The following is an 18,185-nucleotide window of genomic DNA, read 5'->3' on the forward strand; positions in this document are numbered from 1 at the left end:
CGACACGTGAGGAGTACGCATGGCAGTGCAGACCGGGCTCGGCGAGCCGCGCGGCCCGTGGTTCATCTCGCCCGAGCTGGGGCCGGACGGGCGGCCCCGCTGGGACGCGCCGGGCTCCGACCGGGAGAGCGCGGGGCGGCGCTGGCACAACCGGTTGCTGGCCGCCCTGGCGGTCGTCGCGATCTCCAGCGCCTCTGGGGCGGTGGCCGGTGGCCTGGTGGCGAGCCGGGACGGGGCACCCGGGCCGGCGTCGGCCTCGGCCGCGCCGGTGCCGGCGGAGCTGGTGACCGCCGCCGAGAAGACCGTCCCGGGGGTGGTGTCGGTGCTCGTGGGCGGTGCCGGCGGCGCCTCGGCGACGGGCTCCGGCTTCGCCGTCGACGACCAGCAGCACATCATCACCAACGACCACATCCTGGCGAAGGGCCGGGGTGGCTCGGTGACGGTGGAGCTGCCGGACGGGCGGCGGTTCGCCGCGGAGGTGGTCGGCCGGGAGCCGCGCAGCGATCTCGCCGTGCTGCGGGTGCCGCCGTCGGCGGGCCTGTCGGCGCTGCCGCTGGCGAAGCCGGGATCCACGCGGGTCGGCGAGCCGGTGCTGGCGGTCGGGTCGCCCCTCGGGCTCTCCGGCACCGTCACCGCCGGGATCGTCAGCGCCCTGGACCGGCAGGTGCGCCTGGGCGACAACCGGCACACGGCGGTCCAGACGGACGCCTCGATCAACCCGGGCAACTCCGGCGGGCCGCTGGTGAATGCCCGGGGCGAGGTGGTCGGGGTGAACACGGCGATCGCCACGATCGACGGCAACGGGTCGATCGGCATCGGCTTCGCGATCCCCATCGAGCAGGTCCAGCAGACGGCCGACACGATCATCGGCAAGGGCGGATGAGCACCGAGCGTGACTGACCGATTACGCAGGGAACGGGGGAAGTGTCGGATTTCAGCGAAGGCATGATCGGGCCATGGAAATTTACGCTGAGTATGGATACTCGGCGGGGTGGAGCGTCCTCTCATCGCGGTCCTCCTCCTGGTGGGCCTGATCGTCGGAGTCGGTGTGGGGTCGTCGTACGCCCGGGCGCAGCGCGGGTGGCGGGACTACCAGACCGTGAAGAAGTCCGTGCCCGCAGCGCGCCGCACCGCGTGGCTGCTCATCCGGCTGGTCACCACCAAGGTGGGTGTGATCGCCCTGTTACTGGTCGGCGCCGTCGCGTACGCGGCCGCCGGCTCCGACGGCGAACCGGAGCGGGCCGGCCCGACCCCGGCGGCGACGACCCCGGCCCCCCGCTGATCGCCGCGCCGGTCGGTCGGTAGCCCCTCGCACCTTCGGGGAAGCTGTCGCCTCCCGGGCCGTGCAGGCCGCGGTTTCCCCGAAACCGCCGCCTCCTGAGCCGCGGCCGGGGCCGGACGTTAGCCTCAGGGCATGGACGGTGGGCTGCGGGTGACCGACCGGTGGGTCGTCCCCGACGGCGAGCTCCGGGAGCGGTTCTCCCGGTCGTCGGGGCCCGGCGGGCAGGGCGTCAACACCACCGACTCACGGGTGGAGCTGAGCTTCGACCTGGCCGCCTCACCCAGCGTCCCGGACCGGCTCCGGGCCCGGGCCCTCGACCGTCTCGCCGGCCGGCTCGTCGACGGCGTGCTCACGGTGAGCGCCAGTGAGCACCGGGCGCAGCTCGCCAACCGGGAGGCGGCCCGGGAACGAATGGCCGCGCTGCTCCGCGAGGCGATCGCCCCGCCACCCAAGCCGCGCCGGGCGACCCGGCCCTCCCGCGCGGCCAAGGAACGCCGGCTGGCCGAGAAGAAGCGGCAGTCCCAACGCAAGCGCGACCGCCGCGTCGACGGCGACTGACTGCCGTCCCACCGCCCGATCCGCTCGATGCCGGCGACATCGGGCCGTCCCCGGGCGGACACCCCGGTGCCGGCGGCGCGGAGTGGATCAGGCGGGCAGCAGCCGATCACACGCGGCGATCAGGCGCGCGCGCAACGGCGCCGCCCGTTCCGCGAACGACCGCTGGGCCCGCGCGTACTCGTGCCTGCCCTCGGCGGTCTCGACCCTGATCGGCGGATAGCCCAGCTCCGCGAGGTCGTACGGGCTGGCCCGCATGTCCAGCGTGCGGATCTCCCGCGCCAGCTCGAAGCAGTCCGCGACGACCTCCGAGGAAACCAGGGGCGAGAGCTTGTACGCCCACTTGTAGAGATCCATGTTGGCGTGCAGGCAGCCGGGTTGCTCCAGGTCGTGCTGGTTCTCCCGGGTAGGGGTGAGCAGGTTCAACGGCCGGGCCGGTGCCGTGAAGAACCGGTACGCGTCGAAGTGGCTGCACCGTACGCCCCGCTCCGCCACCACCGCCGCGGTGCGCTCCGGACCCAGGCGCAGCGGCCAGACGTTGTGCCGGAGCTCCTCCTGCGTCTGCCGGTAGACCATCGCCCACTCGTGCATGCCGAAGCAGCCGAGCTGGGCCGGCCGCCCCGCCGTGGCCACCAGCAGCCGCCGGATCCAGGCGATCGACTCGGCGCGCCGTGCGCGTACCCCCGCGGTGTCGACGGTGACCCCGACGGCGCCGGCGCGGTAGTCCCGCCCGAACTCGGCCGGATCGGCGTCGCGCAGCACCACCCCGGCGCCGGGGTGCCAGCGGCGCAGCTGGGCCGGCCGGTACGAGTAGTAGGTGAAGAGGAAGTCCTCCACCGGGTGCTTCTCGCCGCGCCGCCGGCGCGCCAGGTGCGGGGCGAGCGCGGCGTCCACCCGCTGCTCGTGCGCCCGGCGCCGGGCCCGCCAGACCTCCGGGTCGAGCACGGTGCCGGGCGGGGCGAGGGCGGCGGTCACCCACCCAGGGTACGACCGCCGCCCGCGCACCCCGGTCAGGGCATGTCCACCCGGACGCCGGCGGAGAAGACCCCGCTGCGCAGCTCGAGCTGGGTCGGCGGCTGCTTGCCGTGCACCGTGAAGACCAGCGGCAGCACCATCCGGCTGCCGCCCGCCATCGGCTGCGCGAACACGTCCCGTCCCTGGTTCGCCCGCCGGGTGGCCTGCTCGTCCGTGCTGACGAAGTTGCCGTCGGCGAGGTAGGCGCGCTGCAGGCGGCCGTGCCAGCTCTGCTGCTCGGGCGTGAGGTTGCGCACCCCGACGGTCGCCGCGCACTGCCGCGCGCCCCGGCCCGGCTCGCACGCCACGCGGTACACCGTGAACTCGAACGCCGCCTCGCGCAGCGGCTCGCCGACCGCGCCGACGACCCCGCCACCGACCCAGGCGCCGCTGGTGGGCCGGGAGTCGGTGTCGACGCCGGCGGCCTTCCGGGTGGCCGTCCAGGCCGCCGTGCCCACGGTGCCGGCCAGCACCACCGCGGCCACCGGGACGATCAGCCAGGTCGAGGGACGACGGCGGCGCGCCGGGAGCCCGGGTGTCGCCGGCCGCGGGTAGAGGGTGCCCCGGCCGCCCGGGTCGGCGGCCAGGGGACGCGGCCGACGCCGGTGCCGCCACGTCCAGAGGCCACCGACCGCGACCGTGGCGACCCCGCCGAGCCCGGCCAGCAGGGCGGCCGGCTGCCGCCACGCCGGTGGCTCCTTCTTCGGTGCGGTGGGCGCGGCGGCGGCCTGCCAGGTCGCCGTCCCGCAGTCGTACGGGCGCTTGCCGTCGGTGGCGAAGGCGCAGGCGGGCGCGGTCAACGGCCGGCCCGGTGGGGCGGTGATCGCGGTGCCCAGGGTGGTGGTGCTCCGGGCCGGCAGCCGCAGGTTCCACGTCACCTCGGTCACGTCCTTGCCCCTGGGCCGGAAGGCCCGGCCGCCGTCCGTGATCGAGGTCGGCGACGTACCCGGCGGCAGCTCCTGGCGGACGGTGGTGGACACCGGGCGGCTGCCGTCGTTACGGACCTGGATCCGGTACCGGGGCGCGGGCGTGCTCTCCGGCGCGACCCGGACCGAGACCGGCGGCTTCGGCGGTGGGACCGCCGCCCGGGTCGGGGTCGGCAGCGCCGGCGGTGCGACCGGCCGGCCCGGCTCCTCGCTCGCCCCGCCGGACGGCCCTGGGCTGGCCGCCGGGGCGGCGGCCACCCACGGCGCGAGTGCCGGTTGCCGGGCGGCGACCACGGGCGGCGCGGGTGCCGGTTGCCGCATGGTGGCCGGCCGGGGAGCGGCCGCTGGTTGGACGGCGGCCGGTGGTGGGGCGGCGCCCGGTGGTTGTGCGGCGGTTGGTGGTTGTGCGGCGGTTGGTGGTTGTGCGGCGGCCGGATCGGGCCCTGCCGTGGGCAGGGCCGGCACGGCGGCGAGGATGCCGAGGCAGTGGACGAGCACTGCGAGGGCTCTGTGGTGTCGTGTCGATGCAGGCATACGAACGAACCTCCGGAGTCGACGCTAGGGGCGGCCGCGCGCCGTGCGGGTACGAAGTGGCGAAGTCGGCCCCGGCCGAGCGGCGTTGGCGTAGGGTGCGGCCCCCCCGGCCTGCCCGCCGCAACCCGCGCGGCCCGGCCTGCCCAGGTGGCGCCGCGCAGGGAGCCCTGGTGGCGCCGCGTCCGGGGCGCCCAGGGTGCCGGGGGTGGCGCCGCGCCCGGCCGGCGGCCGGCGCGGCGCCCGGCCAGCGGTCGCGGTCCGCCGGACCGGGGATAGATTGGCCGGGTGCGTATCGCTCGTTTCGCTCATGCCAAGGGAATGTCGTTCGGGGTCGTCGAGGGGGAGGCGACGGCAGGCCCGCAGGGCCTGACCATCGCGGAGATCGAGGGGCACCCGTTCGGGCAGATCACCTTCTCCGGCCCGCGCTGGGCCCTGTCGGACGTCCGCCTGCTCTCGCCGATCCTGCCCAGCAAGGTGGTCTGCGTCGGCCGCAACTACGCCGAACACGCCGCGGAGCACGGCAGTGAGGTACCGAAGGAGCCGCTGCTCTTCCTCAAGCCGTCCACCTCGGTGATCGGGCCGCGGGACGCGATCCGGCTGCCGATCTTCTCCAAGCAGGTCGAGCACGAGGCCGAGCTGGCCGTGGTGATCGGTGCGCCCGGCGCCCGCCGCGCGGACCGGGCCGCCGCGGAGCGCGCCATCTTCGGCTACACCTGCGCGAACGACGTCACGGCACGGGACCTGCAGCGGGCGGACGGGCAGTGGACCCGGGCCAAGGGCTTCGACTCGTTCTGCCCCATCGGCCCCTGGATCACCACCGGTCTCGACGTGACCGACCTGGAGATCCGGTGTGAGGTGGGTCGCAGCCCGGACGAGATGGAGGTCCGGCAGCTCGGGCGTACCCGGGACCTGGTGTTCGACGTGCCGGCCCTGGTGTCGTACGTCTCGCACGTGATGACGCTGCTCCCCGGTGACGTAATCCTGACCGGCACGCCGGCCGGGGTTAGCCCCCTCCTGGACGGGGATACGGTCACGGTGCGAATCGAGGGGATCGGCGAGCTGACCAACCCGGTCGTGCCGGTCAGTTGATCTCGCCGGTCCGTTTCCGCAGCTCAAGCGCGGTTTTGGGGTATCGATTTGGCCTGCTGGCGCAGGGAAGGTAAGGTTTGTACCCGGCGCCGCAAGGGGCCGATGGGGTATGGGGTAATTGGCAGCCCGACTGATTCTGGTTCAGTTAGTCTAGGTTCGAGTCCTGGTACCCCAGCGCAGTCGCGATTCGGTGCGAATCGCGGTCGCTGGATTCTGACGGAGGTCAGCTCCTCTGCTAGGGTCCGGCTTCCCGCCTGCGAGGGCGGGAGCAGCAGGTTCTGGCCCCGTCGTCTAGCGGCCCAGGACGCCGCCCTCTCAAGGCGGTAGCGCCGGTTCGAATCCGGTCGGGGCTACAGCAGCAGTGACAGCCCGTCCCACCTGGGGCGGGCTTCGTCGTATCCGCCTCGCCGTGGCCGGGCGCCGGGCTCGTTATGCCGTCCGTGCCGCCCGGTGCTGTCGTGTCATCCGGCGGCTCGCGGGCGGCGTGCGCACCGCGTACCCCGCGTTGGGCATCCGGCTCCGGTGCGGCTAGACTACTGCCGCGCGCCACCCGAACGGGTGGTGAAGCAGGAAGTTCCTGGCCCCGTCGTCTAGCGGCCCAGGACGCCGCCCTCTCAAGGCGGTAGCGCCGGTTCGAATCCGGTCGGGGCTACAACCCGGAAGGGCCCCGTCTCGCACGCGAGACGGGGCCCTTCCGCATTCGCGCCCCGCCTGCCCCCCACCCCGCTCGCCTGCCGACCGTGTTGATCATGAAGTTGCAGCTGCGACACGCCGTCGTTCCGGGCAGTAACCTCATGATCAACCCGGCGGGGCGGGGCGGTGGGGGCTAGAGGCCGCTGAGGCGTTGGCCGGCTCTCACGACCGCCATGGCGTGGCGTTCGCCGGGGCGGCGGCCGAGGCGTTCGATCGGGCCACTGATGCTGATCGCCGCGATCACCCGGCCGGTGCGGTCGCGGATCGGCGCCGAGACGCTCGCCACACCCGCCTCCCGCTCGGCCACGCTCTGCGACCAGCCGCGCCGACGGACCTCGGCCAGGGTGCGGCCGGTGAACTTCGAGCGTGGCAGCAGCGGCATGACCGCCTCCGGCGGCTCCCAGGCGAGCAGGATCTGCGCCGCGGAGCCGGCCGTCATCGGCAGCACCGAACCGACCGGCACGGTGTCGCGCAGGCCGCTCGCCCGCTCGGCGGCCGCCACGCAGATGCGCTCGTCGGCCCGGCGCAGGTAGAGCTGCGCGCTCTCGCCGGTGGCGTCGCGGAGGGCGGCGAGCAGTGGCTCGGCGGCGGTCAGGAGTACGTCGGGGGCCGCGTTCGCCAGCTCGCCCAGGCGCGGGCCAGGGCGCCACCGTCCCTGCGTGTCGCGTACCAGCATCCGGTGGATCTCAAGTGCCTGTGCCAACCGGTGCGCCGTTGCCCGGGGCAGCTTCGTGCGTTCAACGAGTTCGGCCAGGCTGGCGCCGTCGACGCAGGCGGCCAGGATGACCACCGCCTTGTCGAGAACGCCGACACCGCTCATACTGTGTCCCACAAGCCGAAACTTACCTCCCAGAATTTAGGAAGTCCAGATGGTGGGAGTCACTCCTGAGCCGAGGACCCTGGCCGAGAAGGTCTGGGACGCGCACGTCGTACGGTCCGCCGCGGGCGAGCCCGACCTGCTCTTCATCGACCTGCACCTGCTGCACGAGGTGACGAGCCCGCAGGCGTTCGACGGGCTGCGCCTCGCCGGCCGCCGGGTCCGCCGCACCGACCTGACGATCGCGACCGAGGACCACAACACCCCGACCGGGTACGCGGACCCGTCGTTCCGCACCCGCCGCGGCGACCTGCTCACCATCGCCGACCCGACCTCGCGTACGCAGATCGAGACGCTGCGCCGCAACTGCGCCGAGTTCGGCGTCAAGCTGCACCCGCTGGGTGACGAGAACCAGGGCATCGTGCACGTCATCGGCCCGCAGCTGGGCCTGACCCAGCCCGGCATGACGATCGTCTGCGGCGACTCGCACACGGCCACCCACGGTGCGTTCGGCGCCCTGGCGTTCGGCATCGGCACCAGTGAGGTCGAGCACGTGCTCGCCACCCAGACGCTGCCGCAGGCGCGGCCGAAGACCATGGCGGTGAACGTCGTCGGCGAGCTCGCCCCGGGTGTCACCGCCAAGGACCTGGTGCTCGCGCTGATCGCGCAGGTGGGCACCGGCGGCGGGCGCGGTCACATCGTCGAGTACCGCGGCGAGACCATCCGGGACCTGTCCATGGAGGCTCGGATGACCATCGCCAACATGTCCATCGAGTGGGGCGCGAAGGCCGGCATGATCGCCCCCGACGAGACCACGTTCGCGTACCTCAAGGGTCGACCCAACGCCCCGACCGGCGCCGCCTGGGACGCGGCGCTCGAGTACTGGCGGACCCTGCCCACCGACGAGGGCGCGACCTTCGACTCCGAGGTGACGCTGGACGCCAGCCGGATCACGCCGTTCGTGACCTGGGGCACCAACCCCGGTCAGGGCGCTCCGCTGGACGCGTCCGTGCCGGACCCGGAGGAGTTCGTCGCCGAGCCGGAGCGGGCCGCCGCCCGCCGGGCACTGGAGTACATGGGTCTCACCCCCGGCACCCCGCTGCGCGACGTGGCGGTCGACGTGGTCTTCGTCGGCTCCTGCACCAACGGGCGGATCGAGGACCTGCGTGCCGCCGCCGACGTGCTGCGCGGGCACCGGGTGGCCGAGGGCGTGCGGATGCTGGTCGTGCCCGGCTCCGCCGCCGTCCGGGAGGTCGCCGAGGCCGAAGGGCTGGACAAGATCTTCATCGACGCGGGCGCCGAGTGGCGCTTCGCAGGATGCTCGATGTGCCTGGGCATGAACCCGGACACGCTCTCCCCGGGGCAGCGCGCCGCCTCGACGTCCAACCGCAACTTCGAGGGCCGCCAGGGCCGGGGCGGGCGTACCCACCTGGTCTCGCCGCCGGTCGCCGCCGCCACCGCGGTGGCGGGTCGGCTGGCCGCTCCCGCCGACCTGTAGAAGGGGACACCGTTGATGGAGAGGTTCACCACCCACACCGGCACCGCCGTGCCGCTGCGCCGTTCCAACGTGGACACCGATCAGATCATCCCGGCCGTGTACCTCAAGCGGGTGACGCGTACGGGTTTCGCGGACGGGTTGTTCAGCGCGTGGCGGGAGGACCCGGAATTTGTCCTCAACGATCATTCCTATTCGGGTGCGTCGATTCTTGTGGCCGGGCCCGAGTTCGGCACCGGCTCGTCCCGCGAGCATGCCGTCTGGGCCCTGCGGGACTGGGGGTTCCGCGCCGTGATCGCCCCGCGTTTCGGTGACATCTTCCGGGGCAACGCCCTCAAGGAGGGTCTGCTGCCGGTCGAGTTGGAATTGAAAGCCGTCGAGGAGATCTGGGCCCGCGTAGAGGCCGACCCGACGACTCCGGTCACCGTCGACCTGACCGCCCGGGAGGTCCGGCTCGGAGACGCCACCTGGTCGTTCCCCCTCGACGACTTCAGCCGGTGGCGGCTGATGGAGGGCTTGGACGACATTGGACTCACCCTCCGACACGAGGCCGAGATCAGCGCCTTCGAGGCGTCCCGGCCGTCGTTCCTGCCGACGGTCGCATAGTCGAAGACGCCGTACCCACGCGGATTGTCGCCCCCGCCGGCCGCGCCGGCGGGGGCGAATCCGTTGCGACACAAGGGCTTTTTTCCACCGAATGTTTGTGTAGCGCCAGCACAGGGCATACCGTGCGCGCAGAATGGCTCGCGTCGAGTCAGTTGCACATTCGGGAGGAAGTCGTGAACAAGGCCGAGCTCATCGAGGCGCTCGCCGTTCGCCTGGGGGACCGGAAGACGGCGACGGCCGCGCTCGACGCGGTCCTCGCTGAGGTCCAGGCGGCGGTCACCAAGGGCGAGAAGGTGGCGATCACTGGATTCGGAGCGTTCGAGAAGCGCGTCCGGGGTGCTCGAACAGCGCGCAATCCGCGGACCGGGGAGGCGGTGAAGGTCAAGAAGACCTCCGTCCCCACCTTCCGGCCGGGCGCCGGGTTCAAGGAGATGGTGGCCAGCGGCAAGGTGCCGAAGGCCACGGCGGCGGCGAAGAAGACCGCCGCCGCCGCGAAGGCGACCGGGACGAAGACGACCGGGGCCGCGGCCAAGAAGACCGCGGCGGCGAAGGCGACCAAGCGCGCCACCACCAAGGCCGCCCCGGCGAAGAAGACCGCGGCGAAGAAGACCGTGGCGAAGAAGACCACGGCCAAGACCGCCCCGGCGAAGAAGAGCGCCGCGGCGACCAAGGCCACGGCGGCGAAGAAGACCACCGCCGCGGCCAGCAGGAGCGCGGCGGCCAAGAAGGCCCCCGCGAAGAAGTCGGCCGCCAAGAAGACGGCTACCCGGCGCTGATCCGGCCGTACGAAGGGCGTCCACCGGTCCGGTGGGCGCCCTTCGCCGTACGCCCGTCGACCGGCCACGGCCGGCGTCGACCGGGCCGGCCGTCCATGCCGTCGCCCGCCCGGGGCCCACGGCCGGCCACCGCCCGTTGACCGGGACCGCCCGCCTCCCGGACAATCGCCGGACGATCGGTCGGCGAAAGGCAGCCCGTGCGCTACCGCCACCTCACCACCGCCACCCTGGCCCTCGGGGTTCTCCTCCTGACCGACGTGCTGCGGGTCTTCCTGCCGGCGGTCATCACCATCTTCGGACAGGCCGCGTCGACACCGGCCGAGCTGCTGGGCGCCTTCGCGCTGGGCTGGTTCGTGCTCGCCCTCGGCGTACCGGCGCTGGTCCGCCGGCTCGGTGCCCGGCCGGTGGCGCTCGCCGCCGCCGTGGCGCTCGCCGTCCTCCGGCTCGCCGTCGTCGGCCAACCGGGCGGCGGGCTCCAGCTCTGGCTGGCCGCGGCCGGCCTGTTCGCCGGACTGGTGTGGCTGGCCGGCGTCGCCGCCAGCACCGACCGGTCGGTGCCCGGCTGGGCTCTCGGGCTCGTGCTCGCGGCCGTCGTGCACACCGCGCTGGACACCTACCGCCCGGCGGGTGTCGGCCCCTGGATCCAGTGGCTCGCCGCCGCCGTCCCGGCCCTGCTCTTCGTGGCCCTGCACGCCCGGGCCGGGCGGGGGCCGGGCCGGCCCCGTCCGGGCGGGTGGGCGCCGGCCGGCCCCGGCGGTGTACGTGGCTGGCTGCTGGCCGGGCCGGTGCTGCTGCTCGCCGGCATGGTGGCCCTGTCGCCCGCGGTGGCCCGTACGGCGTCGAGTTACCAGTTCGGCCTGCTGCGCGACGACGCCGACGGCGTGGCGACGGTGCCGCTGGCCGGGGCGGCCCCGATCGCGCTGGCCGCCGGCGGCTTTCTGCTGGCCGCGCTCGCGCCGCCCCGGGGCACGGCGGGCCGCTGGCTCGGGCCGGCGACGCTGCTCGTCGGCACCGTGCTCTTCGCCGTCGGTCGCGGCGAGCTGCTGCTGCCGTCCGTCCTGCTCACCGCGGTCGGCCTGGGCGGCTGCCTGGCGCTGGCCGGTGCGGCGGACCAGCGCGCCGCCGGGGTCCCCGATGCCACGGCCGAGGGCACCGCGGTACGCGCGGAGAGCGCCACCGCACCGGTGCCGGGCCACGAGGGGACGCCCATTGCGACGGCGGCGGACGCCGAGACGGCCGACGGCGTCTGGGCGGCCGAGGACACCGGGCCGGCCGGCGACGTGGGGGCGGCGGTCCGCCGGGCGTACGCCGCCGTGGGCGGCATGCTCGTCTTCGCCCTCGCGGCCGTGCTCTACTACGCCGCCTATGACCTCGGCTACCCCAATGCCGCCGTACCGGTGGTGGTGGCGGTGCTGGTCGCCGCGACGGCGCTGGCCGCCGGGCCGGTCACCGCCCCGATCCCGCCGGCGCTGCCGCCGGTCCGCGTCGCCGCCGGCGCGGCGGTGCTGGCGCTGATCGCGGCACTGGCCACCGATGAGCCGCTGGTGTCGAGCAACCGGGACGGTCCGCCCGAGCGGGTGCGGGTGGTCGCCTACAACATCCGCATGGGGTTCGGCATGGACGGGCGGTTCGATCCGGACGAGCTGGCGCGGGCGGGCCGCGACGCCGACGTGGTGGTGCTGGGCGAGGTCGACCGGGGCTGGCTGCTCAACGGCGGCCACGACACGCTGGACCTGCTGGCCGAACGGCTCGACATGCCGTACGTGTTCGCGCCGGCCGCCGACCCGCTCTGGGGCGACGCGGTGCTCAGCCGCTGGCCGCTGGAGCGTACGCGGACCCGGCGGCTGCCGGCGGTCGGCGCGCCCACCGGGGCGCAGGTCCTGGGGACCACGCTCGACCTGGGCGCGGGTGTCCGACTCGCGGTCGTCGCCACCCACCTGCAACCGCCGCCGGGGCGGGAGGCGGTCGTGCAGGCCCGCGAGGTGAGCGCGTTCGCCGTCGACTACGCGGACGGGCTGCCGCTGGTGGTCGCGGGGGACATGAACACCGAGCCGGGGGCGTCCGCGTTCGCGGAGTTCACCCGCGCCGGCCTGGTCGACGCGCTGGCGCCTGCCCGCCCGCTGCCGACCAGCCCTTCGGACGAGCCGCGGTCCGAGATCGATCACGTCTTCGTCTCGCCCGGCCTCACGGCCACGGACGCCGCCGCGCCGCCCGGCACGGCCAGCGACCATCTCCCGGTCGCGGTCACGTTGACCCTGCCGTGAGCCGCCGCCCGTTGGCGGTGGGTGTCAAGAAGGGGGCCCTTACAGGCGGTCGGTGGCGACGAGCCGCTCGCCGGAGAAGGCGAGCAGCCAGCCGCCGCCCTTCGGGGTGGTGAAGTCGTCCGGCCGGCCGGTGAGGCGCTCCAGCGCACCCGGGATCACCTTGCCCTGGCTGCACACGGCCACCGGTTCGCCGGCCGCGCCGAGCGCGGCGAGCCGCGCCGCGGCGGCCAGCACGCACTCGTCCCGGTCCTGGCCGGGCCGGGGCTCGTCCAGGTCGCCGTCCACCTCGATGGGCAGGTCGAGCAGCGCCGCCGCCGGGTCGAGGGTCTGCACGCAGCGCCGCGCCGACGCGGAGAGCAGGCGTACCGGGTGGACCAACGCCACCAGCGGCGCGAGCGCGTGCGCCTGCGCCCAGCCCTCGGCGTCCAGCGGCCGCCCGCTGTCCGGACCGGACCAGGTGCCCCGGATGCCGGCGTGGCCGTGCCGGACCAGCACGAGCGCCACGGTCACCGGAGGCAGCGCCGCGAAGGCGGCGAGCACCTCCGCGTCGTGGGGGTAGCTGACCAGCCGGACCGCCTCGTCGACGGCGCCCCAGCGCACCTCGTCGACCTCCGTGCCGGGCTGGAAGCCGCCGTTCGCGACCGCCCGCATCGACCAGTAGTCGACCACCTTCGGCCGGCCCTCGCTGCGGTAGCCGGCGCCGGGCAGGCGCACCTGCGGCACCGCCCGCACGTCGGTCTCCTCGGCCACCTCGCGTACGGCGGCGCGCAGCGGGTGCTCGCCCGGTTCGAGCTTGCCCTTCGGCAGCGACCAGTCGCCGTACCTCGGCCGGTGCACCAGGCAGACCTCGACGCCATCCGGGCCGGGACGCCAGACCACGCCGCCGGCCGCGTGGATCCCGGCCGGTTCGCCGTCCCGCGCCGGGTCGCCGTCGTCCATCCCGTCAGCGTACGGCGGTCAGCCGGCCGTGCCGCCGACGCGGCGCAGCAGGAGTTCCTGGAGGTGCGTCGGGGGTCCGTCCCCGGTGCCGGTCCACCGGTGCCAGGTGCCGTCCGCGGCCAGCTCGAACGCCGCCACGTCGGGGCTGAACGCGGCGGTCAGCACGTGGTCCAGCTCGGCCCGGGCCACCGGGTCGCTGACCCGGACCAGCGCCTCGACGCGGCGGTCCAGGTTGCGGTGCATCAGGTCGGCCGAGCCCATCCAGAACTCGGCGTCGCCGTTGTTGCCGAACCGGAAGATCCGCGAGTGCTCCAGGAACCGGCCGAGGATCGACCGGACCCGGATGTTCTCCGACAGCCCGGGCACCCCGGGGCGGAGCGTGCACATCCCGCGGATCAGCAGGTCCACGTGGACGCCCGCCCGCGAGGCACGGTAGAGCGCGTCGGTGATCTCCTCGTCCACCAGCGCGTTCACCTTGAACTGCACCAGCCCCGGCACGCCGAGCCGGACGTGCGAGATCTCCCGCTCGATGCGTTCGATCAGGCCGCTGCGGACGCCCTGCGGCGCGACCAGCAGCCGCCGGAACGCGGTCTGCCGGCTGTAGCCGGTGAGCACGTTGAACAGGTCGGTCAGGTCGGCGCCGATCTCCGGGTCGGCGGTGAGCATGCCGAGGTCCTCGTAGAGCCGGGCGGTCTTCGGGTGGTAGTTGCCGGTGCCGATGTGGCAGTAGCGGCGGATCTGGTTGCCCTCCTGGCGGACCACCAGCGCCGTCTTGCAGTGCGTCTTGAGACCCACCAGGCCGTAGACGACGTGGCAGCCGGCGCGCTCCAGCGTACGGGCCCAGCCGATGTTGGCGACCTCGTCGAACCGGGCCTTCAGCTCGACCAGCACCACCACCTGCTTGCCGGCGGCGGCCGCGTCGACCAGCGCGTCGACGATGGGGGAGTCGCCGCTGGTGCGGTAGAGGGTCTGCTTGATGGCCAGCACGTCCGGGTCGGCGGCCGCCTGCTCGATGAAGCGCTGCACGCTGGTGGCGAACGAGTGGTACGGGTGATGCACCAGCACATCGCCGTCGCGCAGGGTGGCGAAGACGCTCCGGGGCACCTCGCCCTCGGTGAGCCGCGGGTGGGTGGCCGGCACGAACGGCGGGTCCTTGAGGTCCGGCCGGTCGGCCTCGCCGTACAGCTGCCAGAGCGCCGACAGGTCGAGCAGGCCGCGCACCCGCAGGACGTCCTGGGCGTCCATGTCCAGCTCGCGGACGAGCAGGTCGAGCATGTGGTCGGAGATGGAGGTGGCGACCTCCAGCCGTACCGGCGGGCCGAAGCGGCGCCGCGCCAGTTCCCGTTCGAGGGCTTGGAGCAGGTCCTCGTCGCGGTCCTCGTCGACCTCCACCTCGGCGTTGCGGGTCACCCGGAACAGGTGGCACTCCACCACCTGCATGCCGGAGAAGAGCTGGCCCAGGTGCACCGAGATCAGGTCCTCGACCGGCAGCACCCGGACGCCCGGCCGGTCCCGGTCGACCCGGACGAACCGGGGCACGTTGTTGGGCACCTTCACCCGGGCGAAGAGCTCCGACCCGCCGTCCGGGTCGCGGACCGACACCGCCAGGTTCAGCGACCGCCCGGAGATGTACGGGAACGGGTGCGCCGGGTCGACCGCCAGCGGGGTGAGCACCGGGAAGATCTGCGCACGGAAGTACGTACGCAGCCGCTCGCGCTCGGGGTCGTCCAGCTCGCCCCAGCCCAGGATCCGGACGTCCGCCTCGGCCAGCCTCGGCAGCACGTCGTCGACGAAGCACGCGGCGTGCCGGGTGACCAGCGCCGCGGTCTTCTCGGCGACCAGTTCGAGCTGGGTGCGCAGTGGCAGCCGGTCGCCGCCGCGGACCGGTAGGCCGGCGGAGAGCCGGCGCTTGAGCCCGGCCACCCGCACCATGTAGAACTCGTCCAGGTTGCTGGCGAAGATGGCGAGGAACTTCGCCCGCTCCAGCAGGGGCGTGCGCGGGTCCTCGGCGAGCGCGAGGACCCGGGCGTTGAAGTCCAGCCAGGAGAGCTCCCGGTTGAGGAAGCGGTCCTCGGGCAGCGGTTCGACGGCGGGCGGCTCGTCCTCGGCCCGAGCGGCCGGAGCGGCTGGAGCGGCTGGCGGCGCGGCGCGCGCGGACGGCGGATCCAGCACCTCCTCCAGGCCCGCCGACGCGGCGGCGGCGTCGGTGCCGGCCGGGTCGGGGTGCGCGTCGGCGGTGTCGGTGGAGCGGGCGGCGCGAAAGCCGTCGTCGGCGCCACGCGGGCGGGTGCCGTCGCCCGACTCGGCCGGTCGGGTGGCGGCGGGCGGATCGGGCTGCTCGCGAGGGGTGCTCACCCAGCAATCATCACCCGCGCCGGCCGGACGCAGAATGAACTTCGCCGGGCGGCTCAGGCCATCGTCGGCAACGTCACGCGCACCACCGCGCCGGTCTCGTCGGTCTCGACGCGTACCCGCTGACCGAGCCGGAGCAGCCGCAGCCCGGAGGCGTCGAACGCCCGCGCCGGGAACGCCAGCTCCGTGCCGTCGTCGAGGAGGAGGACGCCGCTGCGGGTCGCCGCGTCGTAGGTGGCCACCGTGCCCTGCATGACCGGCACGCTACACCGGCCGCCCACCCGCCGGGGCCGCCGCGGCACGCAGCGCGGCCGTGCGGGGCCCCAGCCCGAGCCGGGCCGCGGCGGCCAGGTCGTCCGCCGTGTCGACGTCGCGGCGCAGGCTCGGCCAGGTGCCGAGGAGGGCGAGCGCCCCGCTGGCCGCGTGCGCCGCCGCCGAGCCGGGGCCGAAGCGGGGATCCAGGGGTACGCCGGGCGGCGCGGCGAGCAGCGCCGTGCCATCGCCCGGCGCGTCGGGGACGTAGCGGCGGGTCTCGCCTGTCTCCGCCGCCCGCAGCGCCGCCGCCAGCTCGACCGGACGCAGCGCGGGCAGGTCGGCGGTGAGGCCGGCGACCCAGCCGGTCCCGGCGGCCGACGCGCCGTGCCGGAGGGCGGCGTTGAGGCCGGCGGCGGGGCGGTCCGGCAGCACCCGGGCTCCCGTGGCGGCGGCCTCCGCCGCCACCCGCGGGTCGTCGGTGACGACCAGCACCTCGGCGACGGCCGGGCAGGCCAGCACCGCGCCGACCGTGTCGGCCGCCAGCGCCAGCGCCAGCTCCGCATGGGGTACGCCCGGCAGCGCGCCGCGAAGCCGGCTCTTGGCGACTCCCAGCCGCTTCACCGGCACCACCACGGTCCACACCTGGGTCACCCCGCCATCCTGCCAGCCGGGGCGGGACCCCTCACTGGCCGGACCCAGGGCGAGCAGGCATGATTTCACCTCGCGGGTTCCCCCAGGGCAGGGTGGACCGGCGGGGTCGTACGGCGGCAGGAGGAGGCGCGGTGGCGCGGCGCAGGATCGGGTTCTGGCCACGGGTCGCCGTGGTGCTCGTCAAGCCCGTGTTGACCGTTTGGACGCGGCGCACCTGGCGCGGCATGGAGCAACTGCGGCGCCCGGGCGGCGTGATCATCGTGCCGAACCACATCTCGCACGCCGACCCGCTGGTCGCCGCGCACTTCATCTACGACTCCGGGCGGTGGCCGCAGTTCCTCGGCAAGGCCAGCGTGTTCCGGGTGCCGCTGATCGGCTGGATCCTGCACCGCTGCCGGCAGATCCCGGTCGAGCGCGGCACGGTCGACGCGGTGAAGTCGTTGGACGCCCTGGTCGCGGCGCTGGACAAGGGCGGCGCGGTGGTGATCTACCCGGAGGGCACCACGACCCGGGAGCCCGAGCTGTGGCCGATGAAGGGCAAGACCGGCGCGGCGCGGCTCGCGCTGGCCACCGGCGCCCCGGTCATCCCGGTGGCCATGTGGGGTCCGGAGCGGATGTTCGACCCGCGGACGACCCGGCTGAGCCTCCGCCCGCGCATCCCGGTGACCGTGGTCGCCGGGCCGCCGGTAGACCTGAGCCGGTGGACGGGCGCCACCGCGACGAAGGCGGTGCTCGAGGGGATGACCGACGAGATCATGCTGAGCCTGCGTGACCTGCTGGCCGAGATCCGGCAGGAGAGTCCGCCCCCGCTGTGGGAGCGCCCCGGCCGCGTCCAGCGCAGCGGAGGCCAGGCATGAGCGAGTGTCAGCGAGTGAATCATCAGCGCAGCGCCGTGGTGCCTCATGACGGCACGGAGCAAAGCGGAGGGCCGGCATGAGCGGGCATGTGGCGGTGCTGGGGGCCGGGTCCTGGGGCACCGCCTTCGCCAAGATCCTCGCCGACGCGGGCCGGGACGTCACCATCTGGGCCCGTCGGCAGCCGGTCGCGGACGTGATCCGGGCCGAGCGGCGCAACCCGGAGTACCTGCCGGGGCTGGTGCTCCCCGAGCGGGTCACCGCGACCGGGGACGCCGTGGCGGCCATCGAGGGTGCCGAGCTGGTGGTGCTCGCGGTGCCGTCGCAGACGCTGCGCGGCAACCTCGCCGGCTGGGCGCCGCACCTGCACCCGGACGCCACGCTGGTCTCCCTGATGAAGGGCATCGAGCTCGGCACGACCAAGCGGATGAGCGAGGTCATCGTGGAGACCGCGAACGTGGCGGCGGACCGGGTGGTGGTGGTCTCCGGCCCGAACCTCGCCCCGGAGATCGCCGCCGGGCAGCCCGCCGCCACGGTCGTCGCCTGCACCGACGTCGACCGGGCGACGCTCGTGCAGGGGGCGATCACCACGCCGTACTTCCGCCCGTACACCAACGACGACGTGACCGGCTGCGAGCTGGGCGGCGCGGTGAAGAACGTGATCGCCCTCGCGTACGGCATCGCGACCGCGATGGGCTTCGGCCACAACACCCGGGCCATGCTGGTCACCCGGGGCCTGGCCGAGACCGCCCGGCTGGGCGTCGCGCTCGGTGCCGACCCGCTCACCTTCGCCGGCCTGGCCGGCATGGGCGACCTGGTGGCGTCCTGCTCGTCCCCGTCGGCCCGCAACCGCACCTTCGGCGAGCATCTGGGCCGGGGCGCGACCCTCGAGGAGGCTCGGATCGCCACCCGGCAGACCGCCGAGGGCGTCAAGAGCGCCCTGGCGATCCGCGACCTGGCCCGGGCGCACGGGGTGGAGATGCCGATCACCGAGCAGGTGGAGCTGGTCTGCCACGAGGGCGTCGACCCGCGGCGGGCGGTGCAGGCGCTGATGAGCCGCACGACGAAGCCGGAGTGACCGAC

At 74.5% G+C, this 18,185-nt stretch carries 17 protein-coding genes and 3 tRNA genes; 13 read left to right on the forward strand and 7 right to left on the reverse strand.

Annotated features, from left to right (window positions below; translation table 11 throughout):
- Positions 1 to 19 precede the first annotated feature (19 nt).
- From EV376_RS11600 to arfB, 3 genes are all read left to right on the forward strand, one after another.
- Positions 20 to 883: a trypsin-like peptidase domain-containing protein gene (locus tag EV376_RS11600; protein ID WP_130322549.1), complete on the forward strand. Its 864-nt coding sequence runs from the start codon at positions 20 to 22 to the stop codon at positions 881 to 883.
- Positions 884 to 991: 108 nt separating this feature from the next.
- Complete coding sequence (locus EV376_RS11605) at positions 992 to 1,282, forward strand: hypothetical protein (protein WP_130322551.1); 291 nt, start codon at positions 992 to 994, stop codon at positions 1,280 to 1,282.
- Positions 1,283 to 1,414: 132 nt separating this feature from the next.
- On the forward strand, positions 1,415 to 1,840 hold the full coding sequence (arfB, locus tag EV376_RS11610; protein ID WP_130322553.1) for an alternative ribosome rescue aminoacyl-tRNA hydrolase ArfB: 426 nt from the start codon (positions 1,415 to 1,417) through the stop codon (positions 1,838 to 1,840).
- Between the two features lie 87 nt (positions 1,841 to 1,927).
- On the opposite strand, the gene EV376_RS11615 is transcribed toward arfB, so the two are convergent.
- Together EV376_RS11615 and EV376_RS11620 are read right to left on the reverse strand one after the other, a co-directional pair.
- On the reverse strand, positions 1,928 to 2,812 hold the full coding sequence (locus EV376_RS11615; RefSeq protein WP_130322555.1) for a 3-methyladenine DNA glycosylase: 885 nt from the start codon (positions 2,810 to 2,812) through the stop codon (positions 1,928 to 1,930).
- 35 nt (positions 2,813 to 2,847) lie between these two features.
- The gene (locus tag EV376_RS11620) at positions 2,848 to 4,311 is read right to left on the reverse strand and encodes a hypothetical protein (protein ID WP_486482598.1); all 1,464 of its coding nucleotides are present in this window, start codon (positions 4,309 to 4,311) and stop codon (positions 2,848 to 2,850) included.
- Positions 4,312 to 4,596: 285 nt separating this feature from the next.
- Here EV376_RS11620 and EV376_RS11625 point away from each other — a divergent pair, with 285 nt between their 5' ends.
- From EV376_RS11625 to EV376_RS11640, 4 genes are all read left to right on the forward strand, one after another.
- Positions 4,597 to 5,400 carry a fumarylacetoacetate hydrolase family protein gene (locus tag EV376_RS11625; RefSeq protein WP_130322557.1) on the forward strand — a complete coding sequence of 268 codons (804 nt, stop codon included), beginning with the start codon at positions 4,597 to 4,599 and terminating at the stop codon, positions 5,398 to 5,400.
- Positions 5,401 to 5,503: 103 nt separating this feature from the next.
- Positions 5,504 to 5,575 (forward strand) — tRNA-Gln (locus tag EV376_RS11630).
- Between the two features lie 105 nt (positions 5,576 to 5,680).
- Positions 5,681 to 5,753: transfer RNA gene (locus tag EV376_RS11635), tRNA-Glu, on the forward strand.
- A 226-nt stretch (positions 5,754 to 5,979) separates the two neighbouring features.
- Positions 5,980 to 6,052, forward strand: a tRNA-Glu gene (locus EV376_RS11640).
- Positions 6,053 to 6,226: 174 nt separating this feature from the next.
- On the opposite strand, the gene EV376_RS11645 is transcribed toward EV376_RS11640, so the two are convergent.
- A complete protein-coding gene (locus EV376_RS11645) occupies positions 6,227 to 6,913 on the reverse strand; it encodes an IclR family transcriptional regulator (protein ID WP_130322559.1) in 687 nt (228 codons plus the stop codon).
- 49 nt (positions 6,914 to 6,962) lie between these two features.
- On the opposite strand from EV376_RS11645, the gene leuC reads away from it, so the two are divergent.
- The 4 genes from leuC to EV376_RS11665 all read left to right on the forward strand — a co-directional run bounded on the left by leuC (position 6,963) and on the right by EV376_RS11665 (position 12,051).
- Entirely contained in the window at positions 6,963 to 8,408 is a 1,446-nt protein-coding gene (leuC, locus tag EV376_RS11650) for a 3-isopropylmalate dehydratase large subunit (RefSeq protein ID WP_130322561.1), read from the forward strand.
- Between the two features lie 15 nt (positions 8,409 to 8,423).
- The gene (gene leuD, locus EV376_RS11655) at positions 8,424 to 9,011 is read left to right on the forward strand and encodes a 3-isopropylmalate dehydratase small subunit (RefSeq protein ID WP_130322563.1); all 588 of its coding nucleotides are present in this window, start codon (positions 8,424 to 8,426) and stop codon (positions 9,009 to 9,011) included.
- Positions 9,012 to 9,184: 173 nt separating this feature from the next.
- Positions 9,185 to 9,787 (forward strand): HU family DNA-binding protein, encoded by a 603-nt coding sequence (locus tag EV376_RS11660; protein WP_130322565.1) that lies wholly within the window; start codon positions 9,185 to 9,187, stop codon positions 9,785 to 9,787.
- A gap of 197 nt (positions 9,788 to 9,984) precedes the next feature.
- Entirely contained in the window at positions 9,985 to 12,051 is a 2,067-nt protein-coding gene (locus tag EV376_RS11665; RefSeq protein ID WP_130322567.1) for an endonuclease/exonuclease/phosphatase family protein, read from the forward strand.
- Between the two features lie 39 nt (positions 12,052 to 12,090).
- Here the strand turns inward: EV376_RS11665 and EV376_RS11670 are convergent, their stop codons facing one another.
- Genes EV376_RS11670 through cofC form a run of 4 tightly spaced genes read right to left on the reverse strand, consistent with a single transcriptional unit; the run spans position 12,091 to position 16,248 of the window.
- Positions 12,091 to 12,990 (reverse strand): NUDIX hydrolase, encoded by a 900-nt coding sequence (locus EV376_RS11670; protein ID WP_130322569.1) that lies wholly within the window; start codon positions 12,988 to 12,990, stop codon positions 12,091 to 12,093.
- Positions 12,991 to 13,008: 18 nt separating this feature from the next.
- Entirely contained in the window at positions 13,009 to 15,345 is a 2,337-nt protein-coding gene (locus EV376_RS11675) for an RNA degradosome polyphosphate kinase (RefSeq protein WP_130322571.1), read from the reverse strand.
- 53 nt (positions 15,346 to 15,398) lie between these two features.
- On the reverse strand, positions 15,399 to 15,596 hold the full coding sequence (locus tag EV376_RS11680) for a S1 domain-containing protein (RefSeq protein ID WP_207228130.1): 198 nt from the start codon (positions 15,594 to 15,596) through the stop codon (positions 15,399 to 15,401).
- Between the two features lie 10 nt (positions 15,597 to 15,606).
- Positions 15,607 to 16,248 (reverse strand): 2-phospho-L-lactate guanylyltransferase, encoded by a 642-nt coding sequence (cofC, locus tag EV376_RS11685; RefSeq protein ID WP_130322575.1) that lies wholly within the window; start codon positions 16,246 to 16,248, stop codon positions 15,607 to 15,609.
- Between the two features lie 131 nt (positions 16,249 to 16,379).
- On the opposite strand from cofC, the gene EV376_RS11690 reads away from it, so the two are divergent.
- Both EV376_RS11690 and EV376_RS11695 read left to right on the forward strand, forming a co-directional pair.
- Positions 16,380 to 17,105, forward strand: coding sequence for a lysophospholipid acyltransferase family protein (locus EV376_RS11690; RefSeq protein ID WP_130322577.1), 726 nt, complete (start codon positions 16,380 to 16,382; stop codon positions 17,103 to 17,105).
- A 76-nt stretch (positions 17,106 to 17,181) separates the two neighbouring features.
- Positions 17,182 to 18,180, forward strand: a complete 999-nt coding sequence (locus EV376_RS11695) for an NAD(P)H-dependent glycerol-3-phosphate dehydrogenase (RefSeq protein ID WP_130322579.1) — start codon at positions 17,182 to 17,184, stop codon at positions 18,178 to 18,180.
- The last annotated feature ends 5 nt before the right edge of the window (positions 18,181 to 18,185 follow it).

It is taken from the genome of Micromonospora sp. CNZ295, from assembly GCF_004217535.1.

Excerpts from the sequence above, each read along its gene's own strand:
- EV376_RS11600 (WP_130322549.1), top strand. The coding sequence starts at position 20 with ATGGCAGTGCAGACCGGGCTCGGCGAGCCGCGCGGCCCGTGGTTCATC.
- arfB (WP_130322553.1), top strand. The coding sequence starts at position 1,415 with ATGGACGGTGGGCTGCGGGTGACCGACCGGTGGGTCGTCCCCGACGGC.
- EV376_RS11620 (WP_486482598.1), bottom strand. The coding sequence starts at position 4,311 with ATGCCTGCATCGACACGACACCACAGAGCCCTCGCAGTGCTCGTCCAC.
- EV376_RS11645 (WP_130322559.1), bottom strand. The coding sequence starts at position 6,913 with ATGAGCGGTGTCGGCGTTCTCGACAAGGCGGTGGTCATCCTGGCCGCC.
- leuC (WP_130322561.1), top strand. The coding sequence starts at position 6,963 with ATGGTGGGAGTCACTCCTGAGCCGAGGACCCTGGCCGAGAAGGTCTGG.
- leuD (WP_130322563.1), top strand. The coding sequence starts at position 8,424 with ATGGAGAGGTTCACCACCCACACCGGCACCGCCGTGCCGCTGCGCCGT.
- EV376_RS11670 (WP_130322569.1), bottom strand. The coding sequence starts at position 12,990 with ATGGACGACGGCGACCCGGCGCGGGACGGCGAACCGGCCGGGATCCAC.
- EV376_RS11680 (WP_207228130.1), bottom strand. The coding sequence starts at position 15,596 with ATGCAGGGCACGGTGGCCACCTACGACGCGGCGACCCGCAGCGGCGTC.
- EV376_RS11695 (WP_130322579.1), top strand. The coding sequence starts at position 17,182 with ATGAGCGGGCATGTGGCGGTGCTGGGGGCCGGGTCCTGGGGCACCGCC.